Annotated in this window: 25 protein-coding genes; 24 read left to right on the top strand and 1 reads right to left on the bottom strand. The window is 60.4% G+C overall.

What is annotated here, in order from left to right; all coding sequences use genetic code 11:
- Positions 1 to 241: 241 nt before the first annotated feature.
- From ilvA to ACFO6X_RS00975, 4 genes are all read left to right on the top strand, one after another.
- The gene (ilvA, locus tag ACFO6X_RS00990; RefSeq protein WP_382429151.1) at positions 242 to 1,810 is read left to right on the top strand and encodes a threonine ammonia-lyase, biosynthetic; all 1,569 of its coding nucleotides are present in this window, start codon (positions 242 to 244) and stop codon (positions 1,808 to 1,810) included.
- 62 nt (positions 1,811 to 1,872) lie between these two features.
- Entirely contained in the window at positions 1,873 to 4,797 is a 2,925-nt protein-coding gene (locus tag ACFO6X_RS00985) for a sensor domain-containing diguanylate cyclase (protein WP_382429149.1), read from the top strand.
- 14 nt (positions 4,798 to 4,811) lie between these two features.
- Positions 4,812 to 5,636, top strand: a complete 825-nt coding sequence (locus ACFO6X_RS00980) for an adenosylcobinamide-GDP ribazoletransferase (protein WP_382429147.1) — start codon at positions 4,812 to 4,814, stop codon at positions 5,634 to 5,636.
- Positions 5,633 to 6,208, top strand: coding sequence for a histidine phosphatase family protein (locus ACFO6X_RS00975; RefSeq protein ID WP_382429145.1), 576 nt, complete (start codon positions 5,633 to 5,635; stop codon positions 6,206 to 6,208). Before ACFO6X_RS00980 ends, ACFO6X_RS00975 begins: the two co-directional genes overlap by 4 nt.
- A gap of 6 nt (positions 6,209 to 6,214) precedes the next feature.
- Here the strand turns inward: ACFO6X_RS00975 and ACFO6X_RS00970 are convergent, their stop codons facing one another.
- Entirely contained in the window at positions 6,215 to 6,673 is a 459-nt protein-coding gene (locus tag ACFO6X_RS00970; RefSeq protein WP_382429143.1) for a type II secretion system protein N, read from the bottom strand.
- A 51-nt stretch (positions 6,674 to 6,724) separates the two neighbouring features.
- Here ACFO6X_RS00970 and gspG point away from each other — a divergent pair, with 51 nt between their 5' ends.
- The 20 genes from gspG (at position 6,725) to argB (ending at position 24,826) form a co-directional block, all read left to right on the top strand.
- Positions 6,725 to 7,171, top strand: a complete 447-nt coding sequence (gene gspG, locus ACFO6X_RS00965) for a type II secretion system major pseudopilin GspG (protein ID WP_382429141.1) — start codon at positions 6,725 to 6,727, stop codon at positions 7,169 to 7,171.
- 10 nt (positions 7,172 to 7,181) lie between these two features.
- On the top strand, positions 7,182 to 7,637 hold the full coding sequence (locus ACFO6X_RS00960) for a prepilin-type N-terminal cleavage/methylation domain-containing protein (RefSeq protein WP_382429139.1): 456 nt from the start codon (positions 7,182 to 7,184) through the stop codon (positions 7,635 to 7,637).
- A gap of 11 nt (positions 7,638 to 7,648) precedes the next feature.
- Positions 7,649 to 8,017, top strand: coding sequence for a type II secretion system minor pseudopilin GspI (gspI, locus tag ACFO6X_RS00955; protein WP_382429137.1), 369 nt, complete (start codon positions 7,649 to 7,651; stop codon positions 8,015 to 8,017).
- A complete protein-coding gene (locus tag ACFO6X_RS00950) occupies positions 8,017 to 8,721 on the top strand; it encodes a PulJ/GspJ family protein (RefSeq protein WP_382429135.1) in 705 nt (234 codons plus the stop codon). Before gspI ends, ACFO6X_RS00950 begins: the two co-directional genes overlap by 1 nt.
- Positions 8,718 to 9,704, top strand: coding sequence for a type II secretion system minor pseudopilin GspK (gene gspK / locus ACFO6X_RS00945; RefSeq protein ID WP_382429133.1), 987 nt, complete (start codon positions 8,718 to 8,720; stop codon positions 9,702 to 9,704). Before ACFO6X_RS00950 ends, gspK begins: the two co-directional genes overlap by 4 nt.
- Positions 9,705 to 9,738: 34 nt before the next feature.
- Entirely contained in the window at positions 9,739 to 10,980 is a 1,242-nt protein-coding gene (gene gspL, locus ACFO6X_RS00940) for a type II secretion system protein GspL (protein ID WP_382429131.1), read from the top strand.
- Positions 10,977 to 11,486: a type II secretion system protein GspM gene (gene gspM, locus ACFO6X_RS00935; RefSeq protein WP_382429129.1), complete on the top strand. Its 510-nt coding sequence runs from the start codon at positions 10,977 to 10,979 to the stop codon at positions 11,484 to 11,486. The genes gspL and gspM overlap by 4 nt, the downstream gene beginning before the upstream one ends.
- 42 nt (positions 11,487 to 11,528) lie before the next feature.
- A complete protein-coding gene (gene gspN / locus ACFO6X_RS00930) occupies positions 11,529 to 12,338 on the top strand; it encodes a type II secretion system protein N (RefSeq protein WP_382429127.1) in 810 nt (269 codons plus the stop codon).
- Positions 12,339 to 12,351: 13 nt separating this feature from the next.
- Entirely contained in the window at positions 12,352 to 14,559 is a 2,208-nt protein-coding gene (gspD, locus tag ACFO6X_RS00925; RefSeq protein WP_382429125.1) for a type II secretion system secretin GspD, read from the top strand.
- A gap of 9 nt (positions 14,560 to 14,568) precedes the next feature.
- The gene (locus ACFO6X_RS00920) at positions 14,569 to 15,957 is read left to right on the top strand and encodes a GspE/PulE family protein (protein ID WP_382429123.1); all 1,389 of its coding nucleotides are present in this window, start codon (positions 14,569 to 14,571) and stop codon (positions 15,955 to 15,957) included.
- Positions 15,958 to 16,068: 111 nt separating this feature from the next.
- A complete protein-coding gene (locus ACFO6X_RS00915; protein ID WP_382429121.1) occupies positions 16,069 to 16,680 on the top strand; it encodes a hypothetical protein in 612 nt (203 codons plus the stop codon).
- Positions 16,629 to 17,186, top strand: a complete 558-nt coding sequence (locus tag ACFO6X_RS00910) for a GGDEF domain-containing protein (RefSeq protein ID WP_382429119.1) — start codon at positions 16,629 to 16,631, stop codon at positions 17,184 to 17,186. Before ACFO6X_RS00915 ends, ACFO6X_RS00910 begins: the two co-directional genes overlap by 52 nt.
- An 88-nt stretch (positions 17,187 to 17,274) precedes the next feature.
- Positions 17,275 to 18,345, top strand: a complete 1,071-nt coding sequence (rfbB, locus tag ACFO6X_RS00905) for a dTDP-glucose 4,6-dehydratase (protein WP_382429117.1) — start codon at positions 17,275 to 17,277, stop codon at positions 18,343 to 18,345.
- On the top strand, positions 18,342 to 19,232 hold the full coding sequence (gene rfbD / locus ACFO6X_RS00900; protein WP_382429115.1) for a dTDP-4-dehydrorhamnose reductase: 891 nt from the start codon (positions 18,342 to 18,344) through the stop codon (positions 19,230 to 19,232). Before rfbB ends, rfbD begins: the two co-directional genes overlap by 4 nt.
- 15 nt (positions 19,233 to 19,247) lie before the next feature.
- Positions 19,248 to 20,132 carry a glucose-1-phosphate thymidylyltransferase RfbA gene (rfbA, locus tag ACFO6X_RS00895; RefSeq protein WP_382429113.1) on the top strand — a complete coding sequence of 295 codons (885 nt, stop codon included), beginning with the start codon at positions 19,248 to 19,250 and terminating at the stop codon, positions 20,130 to 20,132.
- 11 nt (positions 20,133 to 20,143) lie between these two features.
- Positions 20,144 to 20,692: a dTDP-4-dehydrorhamnose 3,5-epimerase gene (gene rfbC, locus ACFO6X_RS00890; protein WP_382429111.1), complete on the top strand. Its 549-nt coding sequence runs from the start codon at positions 20,144 to 20,146 to the stop codon at positions 20,690 to 20,692.
- A 153-nt stretch (positions 20,693 to 20,845) separates the two neighbouring features.
- Positions 20,846 to 22,030: a zinc metalloprotease gene (locus tag ACFO6X_RS00885; protein WP_382429109.1), complete on the top strand. Its 1,185-nt coding sequence runs from the start codon at positions 20,846 to 20,848 to the stop codon at positions 22,028 to 22,030.
- Positions 22,017 to 22,787 (top strand): glycosyltransferase, encoded by a 771-nt coding sequence (locus tag ACFO6X_RS00880; protein WP_382429107.1) that lies wholly within the window; start codon positions 22,017 to 22,019, stop codon positions 22,785 to 22,787. The genes ACFO6X_RS00885 and ACFO6X_RS00880 overlap by 14 nt, the downstream gene beginning before the upstream one ends.
- Complete coding sequence (locus tag ACFO6X_RS00875) at positions 22,784 to 23,884, top strand: MraY family glycosyltransferase (RefSeq protein ID WP_382429105.1); 1,101 nt, start codon at positions 22,784 to 22,786, stop codon at positions 23,882 to 23,884. Before ACFO6X_RS00880 ends, ACFO6X_RS00875 begins: the two co-directional genes overlap by 4 nt.
- Positions 23,885 to 23,932: 48 nt before the next feature.
- The gene (argB, locus tag ACFO6X_RS00870; protein ID WP_382429103.1) at positions 23,933 to 24,826 is read left to right on the top strand and encodes an acetylglutamate kinase; all 894 of its coding nucleotides are present in this window, start codon (positions 23,933 to 23,935) and stop codon (positions 24,824 to 24,826) included.
- The last annotated feature ends 11 nt before the right edge of the window (positions 24,827 to 24,837 follow it).

The following is a 24,837-nucleotide window of genomic DNA, read 5'->3' as shown; positions in this document are numbered from 1 at the left end:
ATCGGATGGCTTATAATTCAAAACACGCGATGCTTATAGCTGGTACTAACCCCAAGCATTGCACCAATTGTCTCCTCCATCTCCTCAAAGGATGGATTCAGCCCCAAACCTTTGGTTTGGGGCTTTTTTTTTGCTCTGTCGGTGCGTACCCCAAGCCCGGTCAGACGCCTATGATGTGTCGTCAATGTCTCTGTGACTGCTTGCCACTTTCAGGCAGGCCGTGTCTTTTTTGCACTCCACCATGACCGACCCACTTTCTCCCCTGGACTATCTGAAAAAAATCTTGACTGCCCGTGTTTATGACGTGGCGGTTGAAACCGATCTGCAAGTGGCCCGCACCCTGAGCCAACGCCTAGGCAATAAGGTGCTGCTCAAGCGCGAAGACCAACAGCCCGTGTTCAGCTTCAAGCTGCGCGGGGCCTACAACAAAATGGCCCACCTGACTCCAGGCCAATTGGAACGAGGGGTGATTTGCGCTTCGGCAGGCAACCATGCCCAAGGGGTCGCCATGAGCGCACGCAAACTGGGCGCACGGGCGGTGATTGTGATGCCCACCACCACGCCACAGCTCAAGATTGACGCTGTACAAGCCCTGGGCGGCGAGGTGGTATTGGCTGGCGAGAGCTATTCCGATGCCTATGCCCATTCGGTGAAACTGGAAAAGGAACAAGGTCTGACCTTTGTCCATCCTTTTGACGACCCCGATGTGATTGCCGGACAGGGCACCATCGCTATGGAGATTTTGCGCCAATTGCAAAAGCTGGGCAGCAACCGCCTCGACGCGGTGTTTGTCGCCATTGGCGGCGGCGGCCTGATTGCAGGTGTAGCCAACTACATCAAGGCTTTGCGCCCTGAGATCAAGGTGATCGGCGTGCAAATGAACGACTCCAACGCCATGGTGCAATCGGTAGCCACGGGCAGCCGGGTCACATTGCCCGACGTGGGTTTGTTCTCTGATGGCACCGCCGTGAAGCTGGTGGGCGAAGAGACCTTCCGCATCACACAAGGCTTGGTGGATGAGTTCATCACGGTCGATACGGATGCTGTGTGCGCAGCTATCAAGGATATTTTTGTCGACACACGCAGCATTGTGGAGCCTGCGGGTGCCTTGGCTGTAGCGGCTGTCAAGCAGTATGTCGCTACCCACCACACCGAGGGCGAGACTTACGCCGCTATTTTGTGTGGTGCCAACATGAATTTTGACCGCCTGCGCTTTGTGGCCGAGCGGGCCGAGGTAGGCGAAGAGCGAGAAGCCCTGCTGGCCGTGAGTATTCCGGAAGAACGTGGCAGCTTCAGACGCTTTTGCGAAATTATTGGCAGCTTGCCCGGTGGGCAGCGCAATGTGACTGAATTCAACTACCGTATCAGCGATGCTGCCCGTGCCCATGTGTTTGTGGGCGTGACCACGCATGGCAAAGGCGAGTCGGCCCAACTGGCGCAGGCGTTTAGTCAACACGGGTTTGGGGCGCTGGATCTGACACATGATGATCTGGCCAAGGAGCACCTGCGCCATTTAGTGGGCGGCCATTCTGCCTTGGCACAAGATGAGCGGCTGCTGCGCTTTGTGTTTCCAGAGCGGCCCGGTGCCTTGCTCAAATTTTTGAGCCTGATGCAGCCGAGCTGGAATATTTCTCTGTTCCATTACCGCAATCAGGGGGCAGACTATGGCCGTATCTTGGTAGGCATCCAAGTGCCCCCAGGGGATAGCGAGGCTTTTGCAGCCTTCCTGTCCACCTTAGGCTACCCTTATGTGGAAGAGACAGACAATCCAGCTTACCGCTTGTTTCTGCAAGCCCCGGCTGCCGATTGAAGAAGAAGGCCACCACTCCCCACCGGCGCTTGGACTGCATGCGCTGGTAGCTACCACAGCACATGCCGTCCAAAATCCGACCCGCCGGTTCGCTCAAGACCCGCATCACTTTGTTCACGCTGGTGATTTTTATGACCAGTCTGTGGTCGCTGACGTTCTACGCTAGCCACATGCTGCGCGAAGATATGCAACGTCAATTGAGTGACCAGCAATTTTCGGTGGTGTCTTTTATTGCAAGGGCCATTGATGCCCACCTGAATGAGCGCATCAAGGCATTAGAGACGATTGCCAACAGCATAGACCCCCAGGCAATGGAGCAGCCCGCCGCATTGCAGCACCTGCTCAATAGTCGTCCCCTGTTGCAAACCTTGTTCAGTGGTGGCGTGCTCATTACCGACAGCCGTGGCACCGCAATTGCAGAAGTGCCGCCCTCTTTGGGGCGCATTGGCGTCAATTTTATGGATCGCAAAGCGGTGGCCGTCGCCTTGCAGGAGGGGCATACCCAAATTGGCACCCCCGTCCTGGACAAACGGCTGGCCGTGCCAGTGATTGGTATTGCGGCGCCCATTCGGGATGCCACAGGACGCAATCTTGGCACTCTGGCGGGGGTGATTGCGCTGCGCAAGACCGGGTTCCTTGATGAGCTGACCCAGAGCGCCTATGGCAAGACCGGAAGTTATTTTCTGGTCGATCGGCAAGAACGGCTGATCATTGCATCCACCAAAACCGAGCGCATCTTGCAACCGCTGCGACCACAAGGTCAAATTCCGGCCATTGACCGTTTTGTCAATGGTTTTGAAGGCTCTCAGGTTTATATCAACCCCGCAGGGGTGGAGGTGCTCAATTCCGTCAAGCGCCTGACCGCGGTGGACTGGGGCATTTCTGCCTCTATCTCTGCGGCAGAGGCCTTTGCGCCTATTCTTGCCATGCAACACCGTATGGTCATGGCGGCACTGTTGTTGACTGTGCTGGCCGGTGCTCTGACTTGGTGGTTGCTGCGGCGGGAGTTGTCTCGATTGTCTGACACGGCCCAAACGTTGGCCCACATGTCATCACTGGCCCAAACGCCCCAACCCTTGCCGGTGGAGCGCCATGATGAAATTGGTTTGTTGATTCAAAGTTTTAACCACCTACTGAGCGGGATAGCGCAGCAAAAGTCCGATCTGGAAAAGCAGTTGCGGCTGTTCTCAGCATTCATTGATGCACTGCCCAACCCGATTTTCATCAAAGACACCCACACCGTCTTCACGGCCTGCAACCGTGCCTACGAAGAAGCATTTGGTATTGCACGCGCAGACTTTATTGGCAAAACGGTGCTAGATCTGGACTTTCTACCACCAGCAACCCGTGAAGCCTTTCAAGCGGCCGACCGAGCATTGATGGCCCAAGGCGGGCAAACCACCGAAGAAATTGACCTGGCCTTCTGCGATGGGGTCATGCGTACGGTGTTGTACCAACGATGCACCTTCGATCTGGTGCCAGGGCAAGATGGCGGGATGCTGGGGCTCATCGTCGACATTTCACAGCGCAAGCAGATAGAAGAAGCACTGAAGGTGCGCGAAGCGCAATACCGGCTGCTAGCCGAGAACGCCCACGATGTGATCTGGACGTTGGATGCGCAAGGGCACTTCACCTATGTCAGCCCTTCGGTGGCCAAATTGCGGGGCTATACCAGTGCCGAAGTGATGCAGCAATCCTTGCAGGAGGCATTGATGCCCGAGGGGGTGCCCGTGGTACTGGACGCCCTGCACAAAAGCCAAGCAGCCGCCAAGGCGGGGTTGCCCATTCCAGAGTTGCGTGCAGAGTTGGAACAACCCTGTAAAGATGGCAGCACGGTTTGGACTGAGGTGACGACCAACGGAGTACAAAACGCCGATGGCGAGTTTTTGGGGCTGCTGGGCATCACCCGCGACATTTCAGAGCGCAAAGAACGCGATGACTACCGGCATTTTCATGGCCGCATTTTGGAAATGTTGGCAGGTGGCACGAAGCTAGATCCCATTTTGCAAGCGATTGTCTTGGGCATTGAGGCCTTGCATCCAGACAAGGTGTGCAGCATCTTGCTGCTCGATGACACGGGCAAACGTGTGGCCCGTTGCATTGCCCCTAGCTTGCCCGACTTTTACAACACGGCCCTGCATGGACTGGCTGTGGGGATGGGTATGGGCTCGTGCGGCACGGCAGCATTTACTGGGGAACGGGTGGTGGTAGAAGATATTGCCACCCATCCCTACTGGGCACCCTTCAAGGTGTTGGCCGCTCAGGCGGGGCTGGGTGCCTGTTGGTCACAGCCCATTCGCTCTGGCTCGCACCAAATTTTGGGTGCCTTCGGCATTTACCACCGCCACAAATACCACCCCAGTGATGCCGACATTACCCTGATCGAACAAGCCGCACGGCTGGCCAGCATCTCGATCGAAAAAACGATGGCTGAAGAGCAAATTCGCAATCTGGCCTATCGGGACAGCCTGACGCGACTGCCCAACCGACGCCTGTTGGACGATAGGCTGGCACTGGCCTTGACCAGTAGCCGCCGCACCGGATTGCACGGCGCCCTGATGCTGTTGGATTTGGACAATTTCAAGCCCCTGAACGACACCCACGGCCATGCCACCGGCGATCTGCTATTGATCGAAGTGGCCCGACGACTCAATGCCAGCATCCGCGAAGTAGATACGGTAGCGCGTCTGGGCGGGGATGAGTTTGTGGTGGTGATTGGTGATTTGGACGCTGATGCCCCAGTGGCATTGGCCCAAGCCTTGGCCGTGGCAGAAAAAATACGCACTGCGCTAGCCTTGCCTTATCTACTGACAGTGGCTCCCGAGCAAGGCACCCCTGCAACCACAATTGAACACCATTGTTCATGCAGCATGGGTTTGACCCTGTTTACCGGACAAGATGCCCAACGCCAGACAGAAATCCTCAAGCAAGCCGATGACGCGATGTACCGCGCCAAGCAATCGGGCCGCAACACCATCCATCTTTAAAGTTGCTCCCTCTTATGCAAGCCATTCGCCACTATTTGCTGGCCGTGCAGTTTTTTACGCGTATTCCTGTCACTGGGCGGCTGGCCGATTGGGTAGGGTTTAGCCCAACCATGCTGCGCGCCAGCAGTGCGCATTTTCCTGGTGTGGGCTGGCTGGTAGCTACTGTGGCCGCCCTCACCTATGCAGCACTGCACCTTGGGCTAGGTGCCCATCCTTTTGGCGCTGCCGTAGCAGCGGTGGGCTGCACGATTGCCACCGTGTTGCTCACAGGTGGCTTTCACGAAGATGGCTTGGCCGATGTGGCCGATGGCTTGGGCGGCAGCTACGACCGTGAACGCGCGCTGGACATCATGAAGGACTCGCGCATTGGCGCCTTTGGCGCGATGGCTTTGGTGCTGGGTTTGCTGGCCAAGTGCTGCTTGTTGGCACTGTTGGGGACGCACAGTTTGGGGGCTGCCGTGGCAGCATTGGTGGGTGGGCATGTGCTGTCACGCTGGTGGCCGCTGTGGCTGGTACGCTGCTTGCCCCATGTGGGAGATACAGCCCAATCAAAAAGCAAGCCGTTGGCCGACCAAATCAGCAATGCCGCCTTGGCAGCGGCAGGCCTTTGGTGCTTGGCTCCGCTGGGCTTGGTGTGGCAAATGCAGTCTGTGCTCTTTGTGGCGATGGCGGTGCTGTGCAGTGCCCTGGCCGCTGGACACATGGCCCGCCGCCTGGCCCAGCGCCTACAAGGTTTTACGGGTGACGGCCTAGGGGCCGTGCAGCAGCTGGGCGAGGCAGGGTTCTATCTGGGGGCCGCCTTGGCCTTGGGGCCACTGGCCCAAGGAAGCCGGTGGTGACAAGCCACCAACGCTTATGGATTGCCCGCCATGCGCAACCCTTGGTGGCCCCCGGCCATTGCTACGGTGTGCTGGATATGCCTGCCGATACGCAGGCCACCGCACAAGCCGCACAACGGCTGGCCCACGCCCTGCCCATACGCCTCAGGGTATGGCACTCACCACTGCAACGCTGTGCCCAACTGGCAGATGCCCTGCAAATGTGGCGGCCCGACCTGCACAGCCAGCCTGATGCACGCCTGCAAGAGATGGATTTTGGTGCCTGGGAAGGCCGCGCTTGGGAACACATTGCCCGTGCAGATATCGACCTGTGGGTGGCCTCTTTTGCCACCCACCGCCCCGGCGGGGGTGAGCACCTGCAAGGTATGCTGATGCGGGTAGCTGCCGCCTTGCAACAGGCCCACCGCACCGCACGGCAAGAGCAAAGCGACATCCTCTGGCTCACGCACGCGGGGGTGGCTCGCTGTGTGCAGTGGCTACTGCAAGCGCCAGCCCACACCCTTCCAAACGCAGACCAGTGGCCAATAGCTGCCCCAGCACTGGGCGACTGGACTCACTGGCCACTGGACTGAGCGCACTCAGCGGCGCAGTGGCATATCCAGCGTCAAGGTAGTCGGCCCGGTGGCGGTGGCTCCCAAGCGTGCTTGGCGCGGCTCTAATGCCTGCAACACCAAGCCATCGGCCACCTGCACACCCACACGAAAGGGCTTGGCCGACTGCCCATCCACCGCAATCAGTGCAGCCCCTGAACCACTGCTATGCCCGGCCAACACGCCCACCAGCGCCAGCCGCCCTGTGGTGGGGGCGGGGGTCTGTGGCGTCTGTGGAACAGCTGCCGAGACTGCACCTCCACCAAGTAAGCGGGAGATAGCGGCTGTATCGGGCGCGGAAGGTGGGGTGGCTGTCACCGCAGGCACGCCCCCCCCCAACGGTGCCGACAGGCGCAGCCCCCAATAGGCCACACTGGCCGCTGCCAAGGCCCAAAGTGCCAAAGTGGTCAGGCGCACGCCCCAACCGGTGTCTGTAGTTGTCACCATCGCAGGATTATCATTCAGCCGCTTCAGCGACCGTCTTTCTTCTGGATAACGATGCACCTCCTTGACTTTGCCCGTACTGCACGCAGCCACCGCCATCGTGGCTTCACCCTGATTGAACTGATGGTCGTGCTAGTGATCATCGGTGTGCTGGCAGCACTGATCGTGCCCAATGTGCTAGACCGTGCAGACGATGCGCGCACCACCGCCGCCCGCACCGATGTCACCAACGTCGTACAGGCGCTGAAGCTCTATAAGCTCGATAACCTGCGCTACCCCACCGCCGAACAGGGCTTGCAAGCCTTGGTCACCAAACCCACGGCGGGGCCACAGCCCCCCAACTGGAAGCCCTATCTGGAAAAGCTCCCCAACGACCCCTGGGGCCGCCCGTACCAATACCTCAACCCCGGAATCAAAGGTGAGATCGATGTGATGTCTTTTGGTGCAGATGGTCAATCGGGTGGTGAAGGCAAGGATGCAGATATCGGCAGCTGGCAATAATCCGCCCGCCATGCCTGTGTTGCCTGTAGACCGCACACTGCGCCAACGCCACCACGGGTTCTCGCTGCTGGAGTTGTTGGTGGTGATCAGCATCATTGCGGTAGCTACGGCAGGTGCCTCGCTGGCCCTGCGCGACAACGCCAATGCCACACTGGAGCGCGAGGGTGCCCGTCTGGCCGCACTGTTGGAAGCAGGCCGGGCGCAGTCGCGCGCCAGCGGGGTGCCAGTGCGCTGGCAAAGCATGGCTGGAGGCTTTCGGTTTGAAGGACTGCCCGAGAACCAACTGCCCAGCCAATGGCTGTCGGCCAGCACCCATGTGCGCGGGGATGACCAGCTGCTGCTGGGGCCAGAACCACTCATTGCCCCACAGGGCATCACCTTGGTCAATACAGAGGCACCACAAAGCGCCCTGCGCATCGCTACCGATGGCCTGCGCCCCTTTGCCGTACAGACCACCACCCCATGAGGCAGCACACCATGCCAGCACAGTTGGCCCACGCATCTGGCTTCACACTCGTGGAAGTGTTGGTGGCTCTGGCTATTGTGGCCGTTGCCCTGATGGCTGGGCTACAGGCCAGCTCGGCGCTCACACGCAATGCACAGCGCCAATCTGACATTCTGCTGGCCCAGTTGTGTGCAGAAAATGAACTGGTCAAAACCCGGCTGTCGCGCCAAATGCCCGCCATTGGCGACAGCACCCAATCGTGTGAGCAAGCCGGACGCACGTTGACTGTGGCTGTTGCGGTACGGCCCACGCCCAACCCCACCTTCCGCCGCGTGGATGCCCAAGTGCTGGATGGCAGCACCCCTGTGCTGCGTCTGAGCACCATTGTGGGCCGTCGTTGATGCTGATGCTCCCTCCCTACACCTCTGTGCCCACAACCACCCGCGCGTTGGCGCATGGCTTTACGCTGGTGGAATTGCTGGTGGCTCTGGCCATGATGGCCTTGCTGGCGATCATGAGTTGGCGCGGCATAGACGGCATGGTGCGAACGCAGCAACACACCCATGAACGCAGTGAGCAATTGCTGGTGTTGCAAACCGCCCTGGCTCAGTGGGGGGCCGATCTGGATGCGCTGGTCACCCTGCCCTACACCACACCGCTGGACTGGGATGGTCAGGTTTTGCGCCTCACGCGCCGCAGCAACACCACACCAGACCAAGGCGCATTGGTCGTGGCCTGGGCACGGCGCAATGTGCAGGGCAGTGATCAATGGTTGCGCTGGCAATCCAACCCCGTGCGCACACGCGCACAGTGGCAGCAAACCTGGCAACAGGCTGCCATGTGGGCGCGTACCCCCGGCGAGGCAGAGCGCCGCCACGAGACAGTGCTGTTGCCTCTGGCGGGCTGGCAACTGTTCTATTACCGGGGCGACACCTGGAGCAACCCCCTCTCTAGCAGCGGCAGCCCTGCCGAAGGTGCAAGCACCGCCAGCGTCACCGTGCCCGACGGTATCCGCTTGCAACTGGAACTGCCTCCCGGTCAAGGGCTGGCCGGGCCCATTACCCGCGACTGGGTGCAACCCCTGCAAGGTGGAGGTAAAAGTTGAGGGGCCCAGGATTTTGCTGCTGTCGCCAGCATGGCGCTGCTCTGTTGGCGGCCATGCTGACCGTGACGCTGGTAGCCACCTTTGCTGCAGCCGCCATGTGGCAGCAATGGCGCAGCATCGAGATTGAAACCGCCGAACGTGCGCGGGTGCAATCGGCCTGGATACTGGTAGGCGCGCTGGACTGGTCGCGCCTGATACTGATAGAAGACTACAACGCTGCCAGCGGTGTTGACCACTTGGCCGAACCTTGGGCGGTGCCGCTGCAAGAAGCACGACTGAGCACCTTTTTGGCCGCAGAAAAGAATGTTTCGCAGCTCGAGGATGCCAGCATTGATACCACCGATGCGTTTTTGTCGGGCCAGATTCTGGACTTGCAAGCCCGCCTCAACCTGAGCAATCTGCTCGATGGCGTTCGCCTACAACCAGAAGCCCAAGCCCAATTTGAACGGCTGTTTACCCGTTTAGGTCTGCCGCAGGCTGAACTCGAAACCATGGCCCAAGCCCTGCTGCAAGCCCACCACCCCGATGGCGCCAATGCCCCCTTGCGCCCACCCACGTCCGCCCAGTTGGGCTGGCTGGGGCTTGCGCCAGCCACAGTGGCCCTGTTGTCGCCCTACACCACGCTGTTGCCCCAGCGCAGCAAAGTCAACCTCAACACTGCCAGCGCCGAAGTGCTGTTGGCCAGCATAGAAGGATTAGACCAAGCCGGTGCCAACCGGCTGCTGGCTGCCCGTCAAACCCAGCACCTGCGCAGCTTGGAAGATGCCCGCGCCCTGCTGGGCCAAAACGTGCAAATCAAAGAGTCGCTGCACGATGTGCGCTCGCAGTATTTTGAAGTGTATGGCCGCCTGCGCTTGGGCGATGTGACAGTGCAGGAGCGTTCCATCGTCTACCGCCAAGGCCGCGATGTGCGTACCCTGTGGCGCGAACGGGGTGCCTTGACGCCCCCACCTCCCAGCACGCCTCAGTTGCCAGCCCGCTAGCCTACACCCCTACAATGGCCCGCCAGACCCATCCATGAGCACCCTGATCCTCCACCTGCCACTGGCCCCGCCAGGACCTGCCACCGAATACCGCTACACACTGAGCAGCGACGGGCACAGCGTCAGCAGCCATGCCAGCGCCGCCTTGGCCTTGCTGCCCCGCCCTAAACGGGCCACGGGTGAAACTGTGGCCTTGGTGCCTGCGCAGGCGCTGTCGTGGCAACGGGTTGTCCTGCCCCAAGGAGTGGGCCTTGCAACCCCTCGCCTGCGGGCAATTCTTGAAGGACTGCTAGAAGAACGCCTACTGGACGAGCCAGCACACCTGCACTTTGCCCTAGCGCCAGAAACCCGTGTCGGCACTGCCGTCTGGGTGGCCATTTGTGACCGTGCTTGGCTACGCGCTCACCTGCAAACCCTAGAAAATGCGGGTCTACCCGCTGCACGGGTTGTACCAGAATGCGCCCCTGGCACCGATGCCACCCCCACCGCCGTGCAAGTCTTGGGCACCCCCGAAGACGTTCGCCTGCTGCTGCCGCGCTGCGGCCCTGACCACAGTGTCTTGCTATTGCCACTGTGTGCATCGGCCTTGGCGTTGATGCCTCACCCTGCACCCACAGACAACCCCAGCGCCCCAGTCATCTATGCAGAACCTGCGGTAGCCGCGCTGGCAGAACAGGCTCTGGGCCAACCCGTGCAACTCCAAACGGCCAGTGCGCGGGCGCTCAATGCTTTGGGCAATGGTTGGAACCTGGCACAGTTTGATCTGGCCAGCACAGGCCGTACCCGTCTGCTGCGCAAAGCGGCCGCCGTGCTGGGGGCTTGGTCAGGGGCACCCCAATGGCGGGCAGCACGCTGGGCACTGGGGTTGCTGGCAGCAGTGCATCTGGTGGGCCTGAACGCCTGGGCTTGGCAAGAGCGCCAAACACTGGCCGCCAAACAAGCCCAAGTGCGGGCTGTACTCACACAAACCTTTCCACGGGTGCAGGTGGTGGTAGATGCCCCCGTCCAAATGGAACGGGAATTGGCGCTGCTACGCCAAGCTACGGGCAGCTTGTCTTCCCGCGACTTGGAACCCCTGCTGGCCCACAGTGCCAACGCTTTGCCCCCCCACTGGCAAGCGCGCAGCATCGACTACAGTCCTGGTCAGTTGCGCTTGCAAGGTGGCGCGCTCAGCCCCGCCGAACAAGCCCAAGCCATGCAAACATTGCGTGCCAGTGGTCACCGCCTCGACACCGAGGGTGACACCCTGGTGGTACGCACAGTCAACACCCCATGAGCGCCCCATCATCATCCCCCCCCTCTGGTGCATGGCAGGCCCGCTGGCAAGCACTGGCCCCGCGTGAGCAGCATTTACTGCGTGCTGCCGCTGCCTTGGTCGCACTGGCCTTGCTGTGGTGGCTGGCCTTGGCACCTGCCCTAGAAACACTGCGCACCGCTCCAGACCGCCATGCCCGACTGGACACCCAGTGGCAGGCCATGCAAGCATGGCAGGCCGAGGCCCACCAACTGCAAAATGCCCCGCGCTTACCCCCGGATGCTGCTGCCCGCGCACTGCATGCCTCGGTGGCCGAACATCTGGGCAGCAGCGCCCGCCTCCAGATCACGGGCGACCGTGCCACCCTCACTTTGCAAGGCACACCCGCCACAGCTCTGGCCCCGTGGCTAGCACAGGCCCGTGCCAATGCCCATGCCACCACCCAAGAAGCCCGGTTGGTGCGCAACACCAGCCACGGCAGTCTCCGCTGGGATGGCACACTGGTGCTGGCTCTGCCTGTGCGTTGACAAGGTACGCCCCTTTTTGCATCTGCTGCTGTGAGAACCTCTTTGCGCTCTGCCCTCCACCACCGCTCTACCCCCCCCCTGCCCCGCCCCCCTTGGGGCTGGGCGGTGTCTGGCGTAGTGCTGGGTGCCAGTGTGGCCGTGCTGGCCTTTGCACCGGCACACTGGCTGGCCTGGGGGGTAGCACAGGCCAGCGCACAACGGGTGCAGCTGCTCCAAACACGCGGTACCATCTGGGATGGCTCGGCACAATTGGTCGTGACTGGCGGTGCTGCCAGCCAAGACCGCGCCAGCCTGCCGGGGCGGCTGCACTGGCAATGGCATCTGCGCTGGGACGGTCTGCATGCCAACATCCATGCTTCATGCTGCACTACGGCCCCGCTGGCGGTGCATGTGCAACCCAACCACCAAGGCGCCAGCATTGCACTGGCCGATAGCCACAGCCAATGGCCCACCGCAGTGTTGGCAGGGCTGGGCACCCCTTGGAACACCGTGCAACTGGAAGGTCAACTGGCACTAAGCACCCAAGGCCTGCAAGCCCAATGGACGGCTGGACGCCTGCGGTTACAAGGTCAGGCACAGTTAGATGCACTGGCCCTGTCCTCACGGCTGTCTACGTTGCATCCCTTGGGCAGCTACCGCATGACCCTCCAAGCTCAGGAGGGCACCCCCCACCTGACCGTGCGCACCCTGCAAGGCGAGCTGCAACTCAGTGGCAACGGCCAATGGGTGGGTGAGCGCCTGCGCTTTAGCGGACAAGCCAGCGCCAGCCCTGGCCGTGAAGCGGCGCTGTCCAACCTCCTGAACCTTCTGGGGCGCCGCCGTGGCGCAAGCGCCCTCATCACTCTGGGTTGATTCCGAATACTGTATGCACTCCCTCGCCCATCCCCCCCTGCGGACTGCCATTCAAGCCCTACTGGCCAGCGCCTTATTGCTGCATTCAGGCAGCCCCGTCCATGCGCAAAACAGCCTCAGCCCCAGCACCACCAGCGTGCGCCCCGGCGAGCCAGTCACGTTCAACTTTGCTGGGGCCGATATCGAAGCCGTGGCCCGCACCCTGGCCACCATTACCGGGCGCAACGTAGTGGTTGATCCGCGCGTGAAAGGGCAGATCAATCTGGTCACCGAACGCCCAGTCAGCCCAGCAGCCGCCTTTGAGCAATTTTTGGCTGCGCTGCGGCTGCAAGGCTACACCGTGGTGGAAGCTGCCGGGTTGTACAAAATCGTGCCCGAGGCCGATGCCAAGTTACAAGGCGGCCAAGTGAGTGTGGCGCGTGACGGACGCTCCAGCCCGGCGGGCGGGCAAATCATGACGCAAATTTTCCGTCTCCACTACGAAAGTGCCAACAACCTGGTGCCCGTGTTGCGCCCACTGATCAGCCCGAACAACACCATCAACATCAATCCAGGCAGCAACTCCCTCATCATCACCGACTACGCCGACAACCTGCAACGCTTGGCCAAAATCATTGCCGCGATGGATGTGTCCAACGCCAGCGATGTAGAAATCATTCCCTTACGCCATGCCGTAGCCACCGATTTGGCCCCCTTGGTAACCCGATTGATAGATTCAGGCCAAAGCAGCGGTGGTGCCAATGCCACAACAGCCGGCGTGAGCGATACCGCCTTCAAAACCACCGTCCTGCCTGAGCCACGCAGCAATGCCTTGATTTTGCGCGCGGCCAACCCCGCCCGTGTTACCCAGGTGCGGGCGCTGGTAGCCAAGCTCGACCAGCCTGCACTGCCGGGCAGCAGCGCCGCCTCAGGCAATATCCATGTCGTTTACCTGAAAAACGCCGATGCCAGCAAACTGGCCGTGACTCTGCGCGCCGCACTGGCCGCCACTTTGGGCAGCGGCGCACCCACATCTGCCCCCAGCAGTAGCAACAATGCCAGCCTGCCAAGCACCGGTTTGGGCAGCAACACCGGCCTCAGTGGCAGCGGCTTGAGCACCAGTGCCAACCTGGGCAACAACGCCAACAGCAACCAGCCCTCCACCGGAGGCATCATTCAGGCCGACCCCACCACCAACTCGTTGGTCATCACGGCACCAGAGCCTCTGTACCGCCAGTTGCGCACCGTCATCGACCAGCTCGATGGCCGCCGAGCGCAAGTGCTGGTGGAGAGCCTGATCGTGGAAGTAGCCGCCAACAAAATGGCCGAATTTGGCATCCAGTGGCAAGGCGTACTGGGCAAGAGCGGCGATGGCACCGTGGGCGTGATTGGCACCAACTCAGGCAATGCCGGTGCCAACATCTTGAGCATGACCGCTGGCATCGCCAATGGCGACGCCACCGCCTTGTCATCGCTGGGCAAGGGGCTGAACTTGGCCTTGGCGCCACGTACCAATGGTCAGTATTACCTCGGTGCCTTGGCTAATTTTCTGCAAAACAGTGGCGATGCCAACGTGCTGTCCACCCCCAACCTGATGACGCTGGACAACGAGGAGGCCCGTATCGTCATTGGCAACAACGTGCCCTTTGTCACCGGCTCCTATGCCAACACCACCGGCACCAGCACCGTCAACCCTTTCACCACCGTAGAGCGCAAAGACGTGGGCCTGATGCTGCGGGTGCGCCCACAAATCAACGAAAACGGCACCGTCAAGCTGTCCATCTACCAAGAAGTGTCAAAAATCGACACCGCCACCCTGAAAGACACCAACGGCCCTACCACCAGCAAACGTTCGATTGAGTCCAACGTGCTGGTGGAAGACGGCAGCATCATCGTCATTGGCGGCTTGCTCGAAGACAGCTATGCCCAAGCCGAAGACAAAGTCCCCCTGCTGGGCGACCTGCCTATGGTGGGACACTTCTTTCGCAGCGAGAACCGCTCACGCAAAAAAACCAACCTGATGGTGTTTTTGCGCCCACAGGTCATCCGGGATGCAGCGGCCAGCGACGCCCTGATGGTAGACCGCTACGAAGCCATTCGCGCGCTACAACAGGCCACACAGCCTAGCCCCAATGCTGTCCTGCGCTCAGTCTCTGAAGCCCCTGTGCTGCCCGCACTGACGCCCCCAGCCCCGGCCCCCAGCCGTGGCAATGCCACGCCCCGCCCCGCAGGCGCCCTGTAAAACATGGCCATGCGCTACCCTCTGCCCTATGCCTTTGCCCGCACCGTGCAGCTGCTGCTGCAAGATGACGGCCAGCAACTGCTGCTCTGCCACAGCCCAACCCCGGATGTGTCAGCCCTGTCTGAAGTGCTCCGCAAATACCCCGCCGTACAACTGCAAGCCGTAGATGCCTCGATACTGGCCCAACGTATCAGCAGCGCCTATGCCCAAAGCGAGTCCAGTGCCGCTACTGTGGTCAGTGAAGTAGAAAGCGATGCCGACCTGTCGCGCATGATGCAAGAGTTGCCTGCGGTGGAGGACTTGCTCGAGACCGCCGATGATGCCCCCATCATTCGGATGCTCAATGCCCTGCTCACCCAAGCCGCCCGCGATGGGGCCAGCGACATCCACATTGAGCCTTATGAACGCCACAGCAGTGTGCGCTTTCGTGTCGATGGCACGCTGCGCGAAGTGGTGCAACCCAATCGCGCCCTGCACGCCGCCCTGATTTCGCGCCTAAAAATCATGGCCGATCTGGATATTTCAGAAAAACGCCTGCCGCAAGATGGCCGCATCAGCCTGCGTTTGGGCACGCGGGCCATTGATGTGCGCGTCTCTACCCTGCCCAGCGCCCACGGCGAGCGTGCCGTGCTGCGCCTGCTAGACAAAACCAGCGAAAAAATCAGCCTAGAAGCCGTAGGAATGCAAGGCGAGGTGCTGGCCCGCTTTGAGCAGCTCATTGCCCAACCGCACGGCATTATTTTGGTCACTGGCCCCACCGGCTCGGGCAAGACCACCACCCTGTATGCGGCGTTGTCGCGGCTCGATGCCAGCCAAAGCAACATCATGACGGTGGAAGACCCCATCGAGTACGAATTGCCCGGCATCGGCCAAACCCAGGTCAATAGCAAAATCGACCTGACCTTTGCCAAAGCCTTGCGCGCCATCTTGCGCCAAGACCCCGATGTCATCATGATTGGCGAGATTCGCGATTTTGAAACCGCACAAATCGCCATCCAAGCCTCGCTCACCGGGCATTTGGTGTTGGCTACTTTGCACACCAACGATGCAGCCAGTGCTGTGACCCGCCTCACTGATATGGGCGTAGAGCCGTTTTTGCTCAGTTCCTCCTTGTTGGGGGTACTGGCACAACGGTTGGTGCGCAAACTGTGCACGCATTGCACGGGCAAGGGCTGCGACGCCTGCGGCCATACTGGCTACCAAGGCCGTACGGGGGTATTTGAATTGCTCACCACCACCGAGACCATTCGTGCCCAAATCCACCAACGTGCCGCCGAGGCCGATATTCGCGCTGCAGCCATCGCCAGCGGCATGGCCTTGATGCGCGACGATGGCGAACGCCTGATTGCCGCAGGCACCACCACCCGCGAAGAGGTACTGCGCGTCACCCGCGACTAACCCCGCCGCGTGCCAAAACCCAAAGCAACACTGGGAAATCACCCACGAGACGTAACAAGCTGTAAGCTCCTGTGATTGGCACCAAAAGACCCAACACCAAGGAGAAGCGCCGTGGGAGCTTTACTGCAACACTGGATTTTTGGACAGGTCAGCTTTCAGGACAGTGAAGAATTTGACGAATTCCGCTTCCGTTTCCTGATCATCGTGTTGCTGTCTGGGGCCATCTGCACAGGCTTGCTCATCGTGGGCGATCAATCCAGCATCAACCGCATTGCCCCACTGCATGTGCGCTCGATGTTGCTGTTTACCCTGTTCTCGTTGGTGCTGTGGTGGTTGCTGCGCAGCCACAAAGAAAGATTCTTGCCCGTGGCCGTGGCGTACGAGACCATCTGCCTGCTGGAATACGTCTCGGCATTGGTCTTTGTGTCAGAAGATGAACTGCGCGTGCTGTGGTTCATGACCAACATTCCCGGCGTCTACATTCTGCTCGGACAGCGGGCCGGTACCTTCATCACTGGGTTAACGCTGGTTGGGCTGGCCTGGGGCAACAGCTATCTGGCCGTGCCTTACTCTCCCAACGCCTTAGCCACCTTGCTGACCAGCATTGCATTGCCTATACGGGCGTTTTTTTCCACTTCTATGGCGCCCGCTCTATCTCGTACTTTGTACGCATGCGCCAATCCTACGAACGGGTGCTACACATGGCCACCCACGACCCCCTGACTGGCGTGCTCAATGCCCGCGCCTACTATGCCACTTGCGACCAACTGATCGAGCTGGCCAAACGCCAAGGCACCCCGTATACCGTGCTGTTTGTCGATCTGGATCACTTTAAATCCATCAACGACACCTATGGCCATGCTGCCGGAGACCTGGTGCTGCAAGCTGTGGCCTCTGCCCTGCAACAAGGCATACGGGCCAGCGATGCACTGGGGCGCATTGGCGGCGAAGAGTTTTCCATTTTTCTGCCCCATACCGACCTGGACAGCGCCAGCCGATTGGCCGAAACCCTGCGCCAAACCATCCAAAACCTGATGCCCGCTATTGGCGCCGAGCAGCACATCCGCATCACCGCCAGCATTGGCGTGGCCCGCAATCAGCACAACGCCCAGACCATGTTGGCCATCCAGCAGCAGGCTGATCAGGCCATGTATCTGGCTAAATCTCAGGGCCGCAACCGCGTTTCTTGCTTTACCGAAGATCATGCGGGCTTACAAACGGCCCACTAGCGCGCTCTGGGTCTGTCGTGCCTCAAAGCCCTGAAAATACGATAATCCCCGGCTTCGCCGTTTGGCATTTACCAATTCGATTTACACCATGATTCTTGTCACCGGCGGCGCAGGCTTTATTGGCGCCAACTTCGTCCTCGATTGGCTGGCGGGCAGCAACGAGCCTGTGGTCAACCTCGACAAGCTCACCTACGCGGGCAACCTCAACAACCTGTCCAGCCTGCAAGGCGATGCACGGCACATCTTCGTACAGGGTGATATTGGCGATAGTGCCTTGCTGGCGCAACTGCTGGCGCAATACCAGCCGCGTGCGGTGGTCAACTTTGCGGCCGAAAGCCATGTAGACCGCTCCATCCACGGCCCCGAAGACTTTATCCAAACCAACATGGTGGGCACCTTCAGGCTGCTAGAGGCTGTGCGCCACTACTGGCAGGCACTGCCCACCGACAGCAAAGCGGCGTTCCGCTTTTTGCATGTGAGTACCGACGAAGTCTATGGCACCCTGAGCAAAGACGCCCCCCCCTTTACCGAAGAGCACACTTACGAGCCCAATAGCCCGTATTCGGCCAGCAAAGCCGCCAGCGACCACTTGGTGCGCGCCTGGCACCACACCTACGGCCTACCGGTGCTCACCACCAACTGCTCCAACAACTACGGCCCCTACCATTTCCCCGAAAAACTGATTCCGCTGATGATCGTCAATGCGCTGGCGGGCAAGAACCTGCCGGTGTATGGCGACGGAATGCAAGTGCGCGACTGGCTGTATGTCAAAGACCATTGCAGCGCCATCCGCCGCGTGCTAGAGGCCGGGCAACTGGGCCAAACCTACAACGTGGGCGGCTGGAACGAAAAGCCCAACATCGAGATTGTCAACACCGTTTGCGCGCTGCTGGACGAGCTGCGCCCACGCGCCGATGGTCAAAGCTACGCCAGCCAAATCACCTACGTGCAAGACCGCCCCGGCCACGACCGGCGCTACGCCATTGATGCGCGCAAAATCGAACGTGAACTGGGTTGGAAGCCCGCCGAAACCTTCGACACCGGCATCCGCAAAACCGTGGCCTGGTACTTGGACAATGCTGACTGGGTGGCCAACGTGCAAACCGGCGCTTACCGCGACTGGGTGAGCAAGCAATACACGAGCCAGGACGCCGTATGAACATTCTTCTTCTGGGCAAAGGCGGCCAAGTGGGCTGGGAGCTGCAACGCAGCCTGTCGGTATTGGGCCAAGTCACGGCCCTAGACCACGACAGCACCGAACACTGCGGCAACTTTAGCCACCCAGCGGGTATTGCCGACACCGTGCGCGCACTGCGCCCGGATGTCATCGTCAATGCAGCAGCCCATACCGCCGTCGATAAGGCCGAGAGCGAACCCGAACTGGCCCGGCTGCTCAACGCCACCACCCCCGGCGTGCTGGCCCAAGAGGCCGCACAACTGGGGGCATGGCTGATTCACTACAGCACCGATTACGTCTTTGATGGCAGTGGCAACCGCCCGTGGACAGAGCAAGATGCCACTGGCCCCTTGAGCGTGTATGGCCGCACCAAACTCGAAGGCGAACAGCTCATCCAACAATCGGGTTGCCAGCATCTGATTTTGCGCACCAGTTGGGTCTATGCCGCCCGTGGCGGCAACTTTGCCAAAACCATGCTGCGTTTAGCGCAAGAGCGCGACCGTCTGACCGTGATTAACGACCAATGGGGCGCACCCACGGGGGCTGACCTGCTGGCCGATGTCACGGCCCATGCCATCCGCCACTTGCAACAGCGCCCCCAAGATGGTGGCCTGTACCACTGCGTGGCCGCTGGAGAGACCAATTGGAACCAATACGCCCAATTTGTCATTGAACAGGCGCGGCAATTGGCCCCCGCATTGCCCATCCAAACCACCGAAGTGGCCCCCGTGCCCACCAGCGCCTTCCCCACCCCAGCCACGCGCCCGCACAACTCGCGCCTGAGCACCCGCAAGCTCCAAGACACCTTTGGTCTGCACTTGCCGCACTGGCAACAAGGCGTAGCCCGCATGTTGGCCGAAATCCTCTAAACCAAGCCCCACACCATGACCGCACGCAAAGGCATCATCCTCGCCGGAGGCTCCGGCACCCGGCTGCACCCCGCTACCCTGTCCATCAGCAAACAACTGCTGCCGGTGTACGACAAACCCATGGTTTACTACCCCCTCAGCACCCTGATGCTGGCGGGCATTCGTGACATCCTGCTCATCAGCACGCCACAAGACACCCCACGCTTTGAGCAACTGTTGGGCGATGGCAGCCAATGGGGTGTCAACCTGCAATACGCCGTGCAACCCAGCCCCGATGGGCTGGCCCAAGCCTTCATCATTGGTGAGCAATTTGTGGGCAACAGCCCCAGCGCCTTGGTGCTGGGCGACAACATTTTTTACGGCCACGACTTCCACCACCTGCTGGCACGCGCCCATGCCCGCACCGAGGGCGCAAGCGTGTTTGCCTACCATGTACACGACCCTGAGCGTTATGGTGTGGCCGAGTTTGATGCCAGCGGCAAGGTGCTGTCGTTGGAAGAAAAGCCCACAGCCCCCAAATCCAACTACGCCGTCACGGGCCTGTATTTTTACGACAACCAAGTGGTCGAGCTGGCCAAGCACCTGCAACCCTCGCCACGCGGCGAGTTAGAGATCACCGACCTCAACCGCCTGTACCTCGAACAAAGCCAGCTCAGCGTCGAGATCATGGGCCGGGGCTATGCTTGGCTAGACACTGGCACGCACGATAGCTTGCTCGATGCAGGCCAATTCATTGCCACGCTGGAGCGCCGCCAAGGCCTCAAAATCGCCTGCCCCGAAGAAATCGCTTGGCGCCACGGCTGGATTGACGCCGCCCAACTAGAACAACTGGCACAGCCGCTGCGCAAAAATGGCTACGGCCAGTATTTGCTGCGCCTGTTGCAAGAAAAAGTTTATTAAGGTTCCACGCCATGCAAGCCACCCGTCTGCGTATCCCCGAAGTTGTGCTCATTGAACCCAAAGTGTTTGGCGATGCACGCGGCTTTTTTTACGAAAGCTTCAACCAGCGCGCCTTCAACGAGGCCACCGGCACCGACCACGCCTTTGTGCAAGACAACCACAGCCGCAGCGCCAAGGGTGTGCTGCGTGGCCTGCATTACCAAATCGAGCAAGCCCAAGGCAAATTGGTGCGTGTGGTGCAAGGGGCCGTGTTTGATGTGGCCGTCGATATCCGCAAAAGCTCACCCACCTTTGGTCAATGGGTAGGGGCCGAACTCAGCGCCGACAACCACCGCCAGCTGTGGGTGCCGCCGGGTTTTGCCCACGGCTTCTTGGTACTGAGCGACAGTGCCGAGTTTTTGTACAAAACCACCGATTACTACGCCCCAGCACACGAGCGTTGCATTGCCTGGGACGACCCCGATCTGGCTATCACTTGGCCCGATATTGGTATGAGCCCCCTGTTGTCCGCCAAAGACAGCCAAGGCCAAGCACTGGCCAGTGCTGCCACCTACGACTAGCCAATGACTGCGACCGTCACCGATCTGGAAACCATTGTCTACTCCGGTGACTACCGGGTGGACTCCCTGCTCGGCTTTCCGGCGGTCTGGAACTTCTGACCCGATAGCCGCAACACTCTCTACTACACCTTCGATGCCAGCCCCGGCAGCATCATGGACGGAGAAACCGCCGAGCCTGTTACCGCTTTCAACAGCACCCAACAGCAAGCCACACGCCAAATCTTGCAACACGCCAGTCTGCTGACGGGCATTGTTTTCAATGAAGTCAGCAGCAGCGCCTTGGCCGATGTGCATTTTGCAGCCACCAACCTGCAAGGGGCCAACATCGCCGGTCTTACCTCCGCGTACTACCGTTACCGCAGCGACTGGAATAACGTCCTGACCGAACTGAATGCCGAAACCTTGGTCTATCTCGACAATGTAGAGCAGGCCAGCATCAACCAACAGCCTGTGGCTGGCTCCATTGGCTACGAGGTGTTGCTACACGAGATTGGTCACATGCTGGGCTTGGGCCATCCATTCGATACCGAATATGCCTTGCCAACCGCAGAAGACCATACCGATAACACGGTCATGTCCTACACCTGGCGTGGCAGCTACAAATCCGTGTTCCAAGCATACGATGTGATCACCTTGGACTGGCTCTATGGCCGTGATGGCCTGGGTGGCACCTGGGGCCAAAACTCCACCCACGGCTCCACCCTGAGCCTGCCCAACAGCACACTGAGCCAGCCCGGCACCCTGCAAAACGATCGCTTGGTCAGCAGCTCGGCCAACGAGGCCTTTGACGGCTTGCAAGGCACCGACACCGTAGTGCTCGATGGTGTGCGGGCCGACTACACCCTCACCCGCCAGGGCACTGGTTGGACACTGCAAGACAGCACCCTGGGGCGCGACGGCACCGACACCCTCCAACAGATTGAACGGCTACAGTTTACCGACACCTCCTTGGCACTTGACCTGGATGGTGCCGCGGGCACCACCGCCCGCCTGATAGGCGCGATGCTGGGAGCGGAGGGACTAGAACATGCCAACTGGGTGGGTGCAGTGCTCCATGCCGTGGACTCTGGGCTGTCTGGCACACCACTGAACCTCCTGGCATTGCAAGCCGTGCTTGGCCCCCACCCCAGCCATGCCCAAATTGTCACGCATCTGTACTACCAGCTGTACCACAGCACGCCCAGCACCAGCACCCTGCAAGCCTTGAGCGCCGCACTGGACGCCCAACAGTACACCCCGGCAGAACTGGTGGCTTGGGCAGCCGCCAGTGACACCAATGCCGCCAATATCGGTTTGGCTGGCCTGAGTGCCCAGGGGCTAGCGTTTGTCCCAGCCTGATGCCGTGCTGGCCGTCTCAGTAGTCAGCCACGGGCATGGCCCGCTGGTGCAGTCGCTGTTGTGGCAACTGGCCCAACATAGCCATGCCACCGTGGCACGGGTGGTGCTCACCCTCAACATTCCAGAGCCCGAGCCTGCTCCACCCCCCAAAGGCTGGCCTTTCGCCCTGCACATTTTGCGCAACACCCAGCCCGCCGGTTTTGGCAACAACCACAACCGAGCCTTGCAGACAGTGTCCGAACCTTTTGTCTGCATTCTCAACCCCGACGTTGCACTGCACCCACCAGACCCCTTTGCCGTGCTGGTTCACACGGCTGCACAACCCGGCACCGGCTGCGCCTACCCAATGCAAGTGGACGCCCAAGGCCAAGTGCAAGACAGCGAACGCGCCCTCCCCACCCCTACGGCCCTGTGGCAGCGGCGCATCTTAGGCCAGCGGGAGCAGCGCACAGATTGGGTCAATGGTGCCTGCATGGTCTTGCCCACAGCGGTATGGCACCAACTGGGGGGCTTTGACAACCGCTATTTCATGTACTGCGAGGATGTGGATCTGTGCCTGCGCCTGCGCCTGGCCGGGTTGTCTCTGGTGCGGGCACCCGTATCGGTCATCCATACTGGGCAACGGGCCAGCCAACGGCATTGGCGCCACACCCTGTGGCATGTGTGCAGTTTGTTGCGTTTGTGGTCTTCTAGCAGTTACAAGGCCATACGCCGCAACCCAGATGCCCCTAATACAGGTACGATCGCGCCCCTATGATGTGGTTGTCTTTGGTGGCGTTTCTGGTGGCGGTTATCGTGGCCGGTTTGGTCGTGCGCTGGTTGCGGGGCCATGCTGCACTGTATGGGCATGAAATGCCCCAACGATTCCATTTTGGTCATGTGCCCCGGTTGGGTGGCGTGGCCCTGCTGGCAGGCACTGGCTTGGGCTGGCTGCTTGGGCTGGCACAAATGGCCTGGCGCGACCCAGGCAACTTGGGCCTAGGCCCATGGACGGCCCTGTGGCTCATTACACTGCTGCCCGCGGCCATTGGTGGCATTGCCGAAGACATGACCCAACGCCTGCCCGTGCGGTTTCGGTTGGCCTTTACCGCCTTGTCGGGCCTGCTGGCAGTGGTGCTGCTAGACATCACCGTGGCCCGGCTGGGCCTGCCTTGGCTCGATACCTTGCTACAGATGGCCCCTTGGCTGGGTTGCGCTATTGCCCTGCTGGCTGTAGCAGGCCTGCCCCATGCCTTCAACATCATTGACGGCTACAACGGCTTGGCAGGCATGGTCGCCCTGATCGTCTGTTTGGCACTGGCCCATGTAGCATTGCAGGTAGGTGACCGGGCACTGGCCACCCTGCTGGTGGTCACGGCAGCAGCCACCGGAGGGTTTCTGGTATGGAACTACCCGCGCGGTATGCTGTTTGCTGGCGATGGCGGTGCCTACATCTGGGGGGTGGTGATTGCGCTGGCCAGCTTGGCCTTGGTGCAACGCAATGCCGATGTGTCACCGTGGTTTCCCATGCTGTTGCTGATCTACCCCGTGTGGGAAACCGTGTTTTCTATTTATCGCAAACTGGCCCGTGGTATCTCACCGGGGGTGGCCGATGCACTGCATTTTCACCAACTGATTTACCGGCGCATTGTGCGCAGCGTATTCCACGACGATGAATCACGCCGCATGTTGATGCGCAACAACCGCACCTCCCCCTACCTGTGGGGCTTTACCTTGCTCACGGTGGTGCCTGCCGTATTGTTTTGGAACCGTACCTGGGTGCTGATCGGCTTTTGCCTGCTGTTCATTGTCAGTTATGTGGCCGCCTATTTGGCCATTGTGCGCTTCAAGGTGCCAGAATGGTTGCGTCATTAAGCTGCGGCACAATTTGCATTCCTTGCTTCTTTTTGGATTGATGCCCTCATGACCGACACCCCTTGCACCATCGCCCCCCGCGACCACGCCCAACTGCTGGCACAGATGCTGCCCGCGCTGCGCCAATTTCGGGGCAAAACTATGGTGGTCAAATACGGCGGCAACGCCATGACCGATCCAGCACTGCAACAAGCCTTTGCTGAAGACATTGTGCTGCTGCAACTGGCAGGCATACAACCTGTGGTGGTACACGGCGGCGGCCCGCAAATCGAGTCGGCCCTTCAGCGCGTAGGCAAACAAGGCCAATTTATCCAAGGTATGCGCGTCACCGATGCTGAAACCATGCAAATCGTGCAATGGGTACTGGCTGGTGAAGTGCAGGCCGACATTGTGGGCCGTATCCAACAAGCCGGTGGCCGGGCTGTAGGCCTGACTGGGCGTGATGGCGGCCTGATTCGCGCACAAAAGCTGCGTCTGGTTGATCAAAATGATGCCACCCTCACCCACGATGTGGGCCAAGTAGGCGACATCACGGCCATCGACACCAGCATCATCCTCACCCTGCAAAGTGCAGGATTGGTTCCGGTGGTCAGCCCGGTGGGTTTTGGCGCACACAACGAGAGCTACAACATCAATGCCGATGTGGTGGCCGCAGGCTTGGCCGTGGCCCTGCAAGCAGAAAAACTGCTGATGCTCAGCAATATTCCTGGCGTGTTGGACAAACAAGGCCAACTGCTGACCGAACTGACCCCCCAGCGTATTGATGCCTTGGTGGCCGATGGCACCATCAGCGGTGGCATGTTGCCCAAAATTGCCGGGGCGCTTGATGCGGCCAAGGCGGGCGTCAATGCCGTTCACATCATTGATGGCCGCGCCCCGCACACCATGCTGCTCGAAGTGCTTAGCGGCCAAGCCCACGGCACCATGATTCGCGCCCAATAAAGGGCACCGCC

This window comes from Giesbergeria sinuosa, from assembly GCF_042652905.1.
Lineage (GTDB): Bacteria > Pseudomonadota > Gammaproteobacteria > Burkholderiales > Burkholderiaceae_C > Simplicispira > Simplicispira sinuosa.
The sequence above is the reverse complement of the archived record's forward strand: the minus strand, read 5'-3'. Positions and strand labels throughout refer to the sequence as shown.

Coding starts and splice junctions, on each gene's coding strand:
- argB (WP_382429103.1), top strand. CDS start 23,933: ATGACCGACACCCCTTGCACCATCGCCCCCCGCGACCACGCCCAACTG.
- gspL (WP_382429131.1), top strand. CDS start 9,739: ATGAGCACCCTGATCCTCCACCTGCCACTGGCCCCGCCAGGACCTGCC.
- gspI (WP_382429137.1), top strand. CDS start 7,649: ATGCCAGCACAGTTGGCCCACGCATCTGGCTTCACACTCGTGGAAGTG.
- gspM (WP_382429129.1), top strand. CDS start 10,977: ATGAGCGCCCCATCATCATCCCCCCCCTCTGGTGCATGGCAGGCCCGC.
- rfbC (WP_382429111.1), top strand. CDS start 20,144: ATGCAAGCCACCCGTCTGCGTATCCCCGAAGTTGTGCTCATTGAACCC.
- ACFO6X_RS00970 (WP_382429143.1), bottom strand. CDS start 6,673: ATGGTGACAACTACAGACACCGGTTGGGGCGTGCGCCTGACCACTTTG.
- ACFO6X_RS00875 (WP_382429105.1), top strand. CDS start 22,784: ATGATGTGGTTGTCTTTGGTGGCGTTTCTGGTGGCGGTTATCGTGGCC.
- ilvA (WP_382429151.1), top strand. CDS start 242: ATGACCGACCCACTTTCTCCCCTGGACTATCTGAAAAAAATCTTGACT.
- ACFO6X_RS00960 (WP_382429139.1), top strand. CDS start 7,182: ATGCCTGTGTTGCCTGTAGACCGCACACTGCGCCAACGCCACCACGGG.
- rfbA (WP_382429113.1), top strand. CDS start 19,248: ATGACCGCACGCAAAGGCATCATCCTCGCCGGAGGCTCCGGCACCCGG.
- gspD (WP_382429125.1), top strand. CDS start 12,352: ATGCACTCCCTCGCCCATCCCCCCCTGCGGACTGCCATTCAAGCCCTA.
- ACFO6X_RS00950 (WP_382429135.1), top strand. CDS start 8,017: ATGCTGATGCTCCCTCCCTACACCTCTGTGCCCACAACCACCCGCGCG.
- ACFO6X_RS00980 (WP_382429147.1), top strand. CDS start 4,812: ATGCAAGCCATTCGCCACTATTTGCTGGCCGTGCAGTTTTTTACGCGT.
- ACFO6X_RS00920 (WP_382429123.1), top strand. CDS start 14,569: ATGCGCTACCCTCTGCCCTATGCCTTTGCCCGCACCGTGCAGCTGCTG.
- rfbB (WP_382429117.1), top strand. CDS start 17,275: ATGATTCTTGTCACCGGCGGCGCAGGCTTTATTGGCGCCAACTTCGTC.
- gspG (WP_382429141.1), top strand. CDS start 6,725: ATGCACCTCCTTGACTTTGCCCGTACTGCACGCAGCCACCGCCATCGT.
- ACFO6X_RS00985 (WP_382429149.1), top strand. CDS start 1,873: ATGCCGTCCAAAATCCGACCCGCCGGTTCGCTCAAGACCCGCATCACT.
- ACFO6X_RS00910 (WP_382429119.1), top strand. CDS start 16,629: ATGCGCCAATCCTACGAACGGGTGCTACACATGGCCACCCACGACCCC.
- ACFO6X_RS00885 (WP_382429109.1), top strand. CDS start 20,846: ATGGACGGAGAAACCGCCGAGCCTGTTACCGCTTTCAACAGCACCCAA.
- rfbD (WP_382429115.1), top strand. CDS start 18,342: ATGAACATTCTTCTTCTGGGCAAAGGCGGCCAAGTGGGCTGGGAGCTG.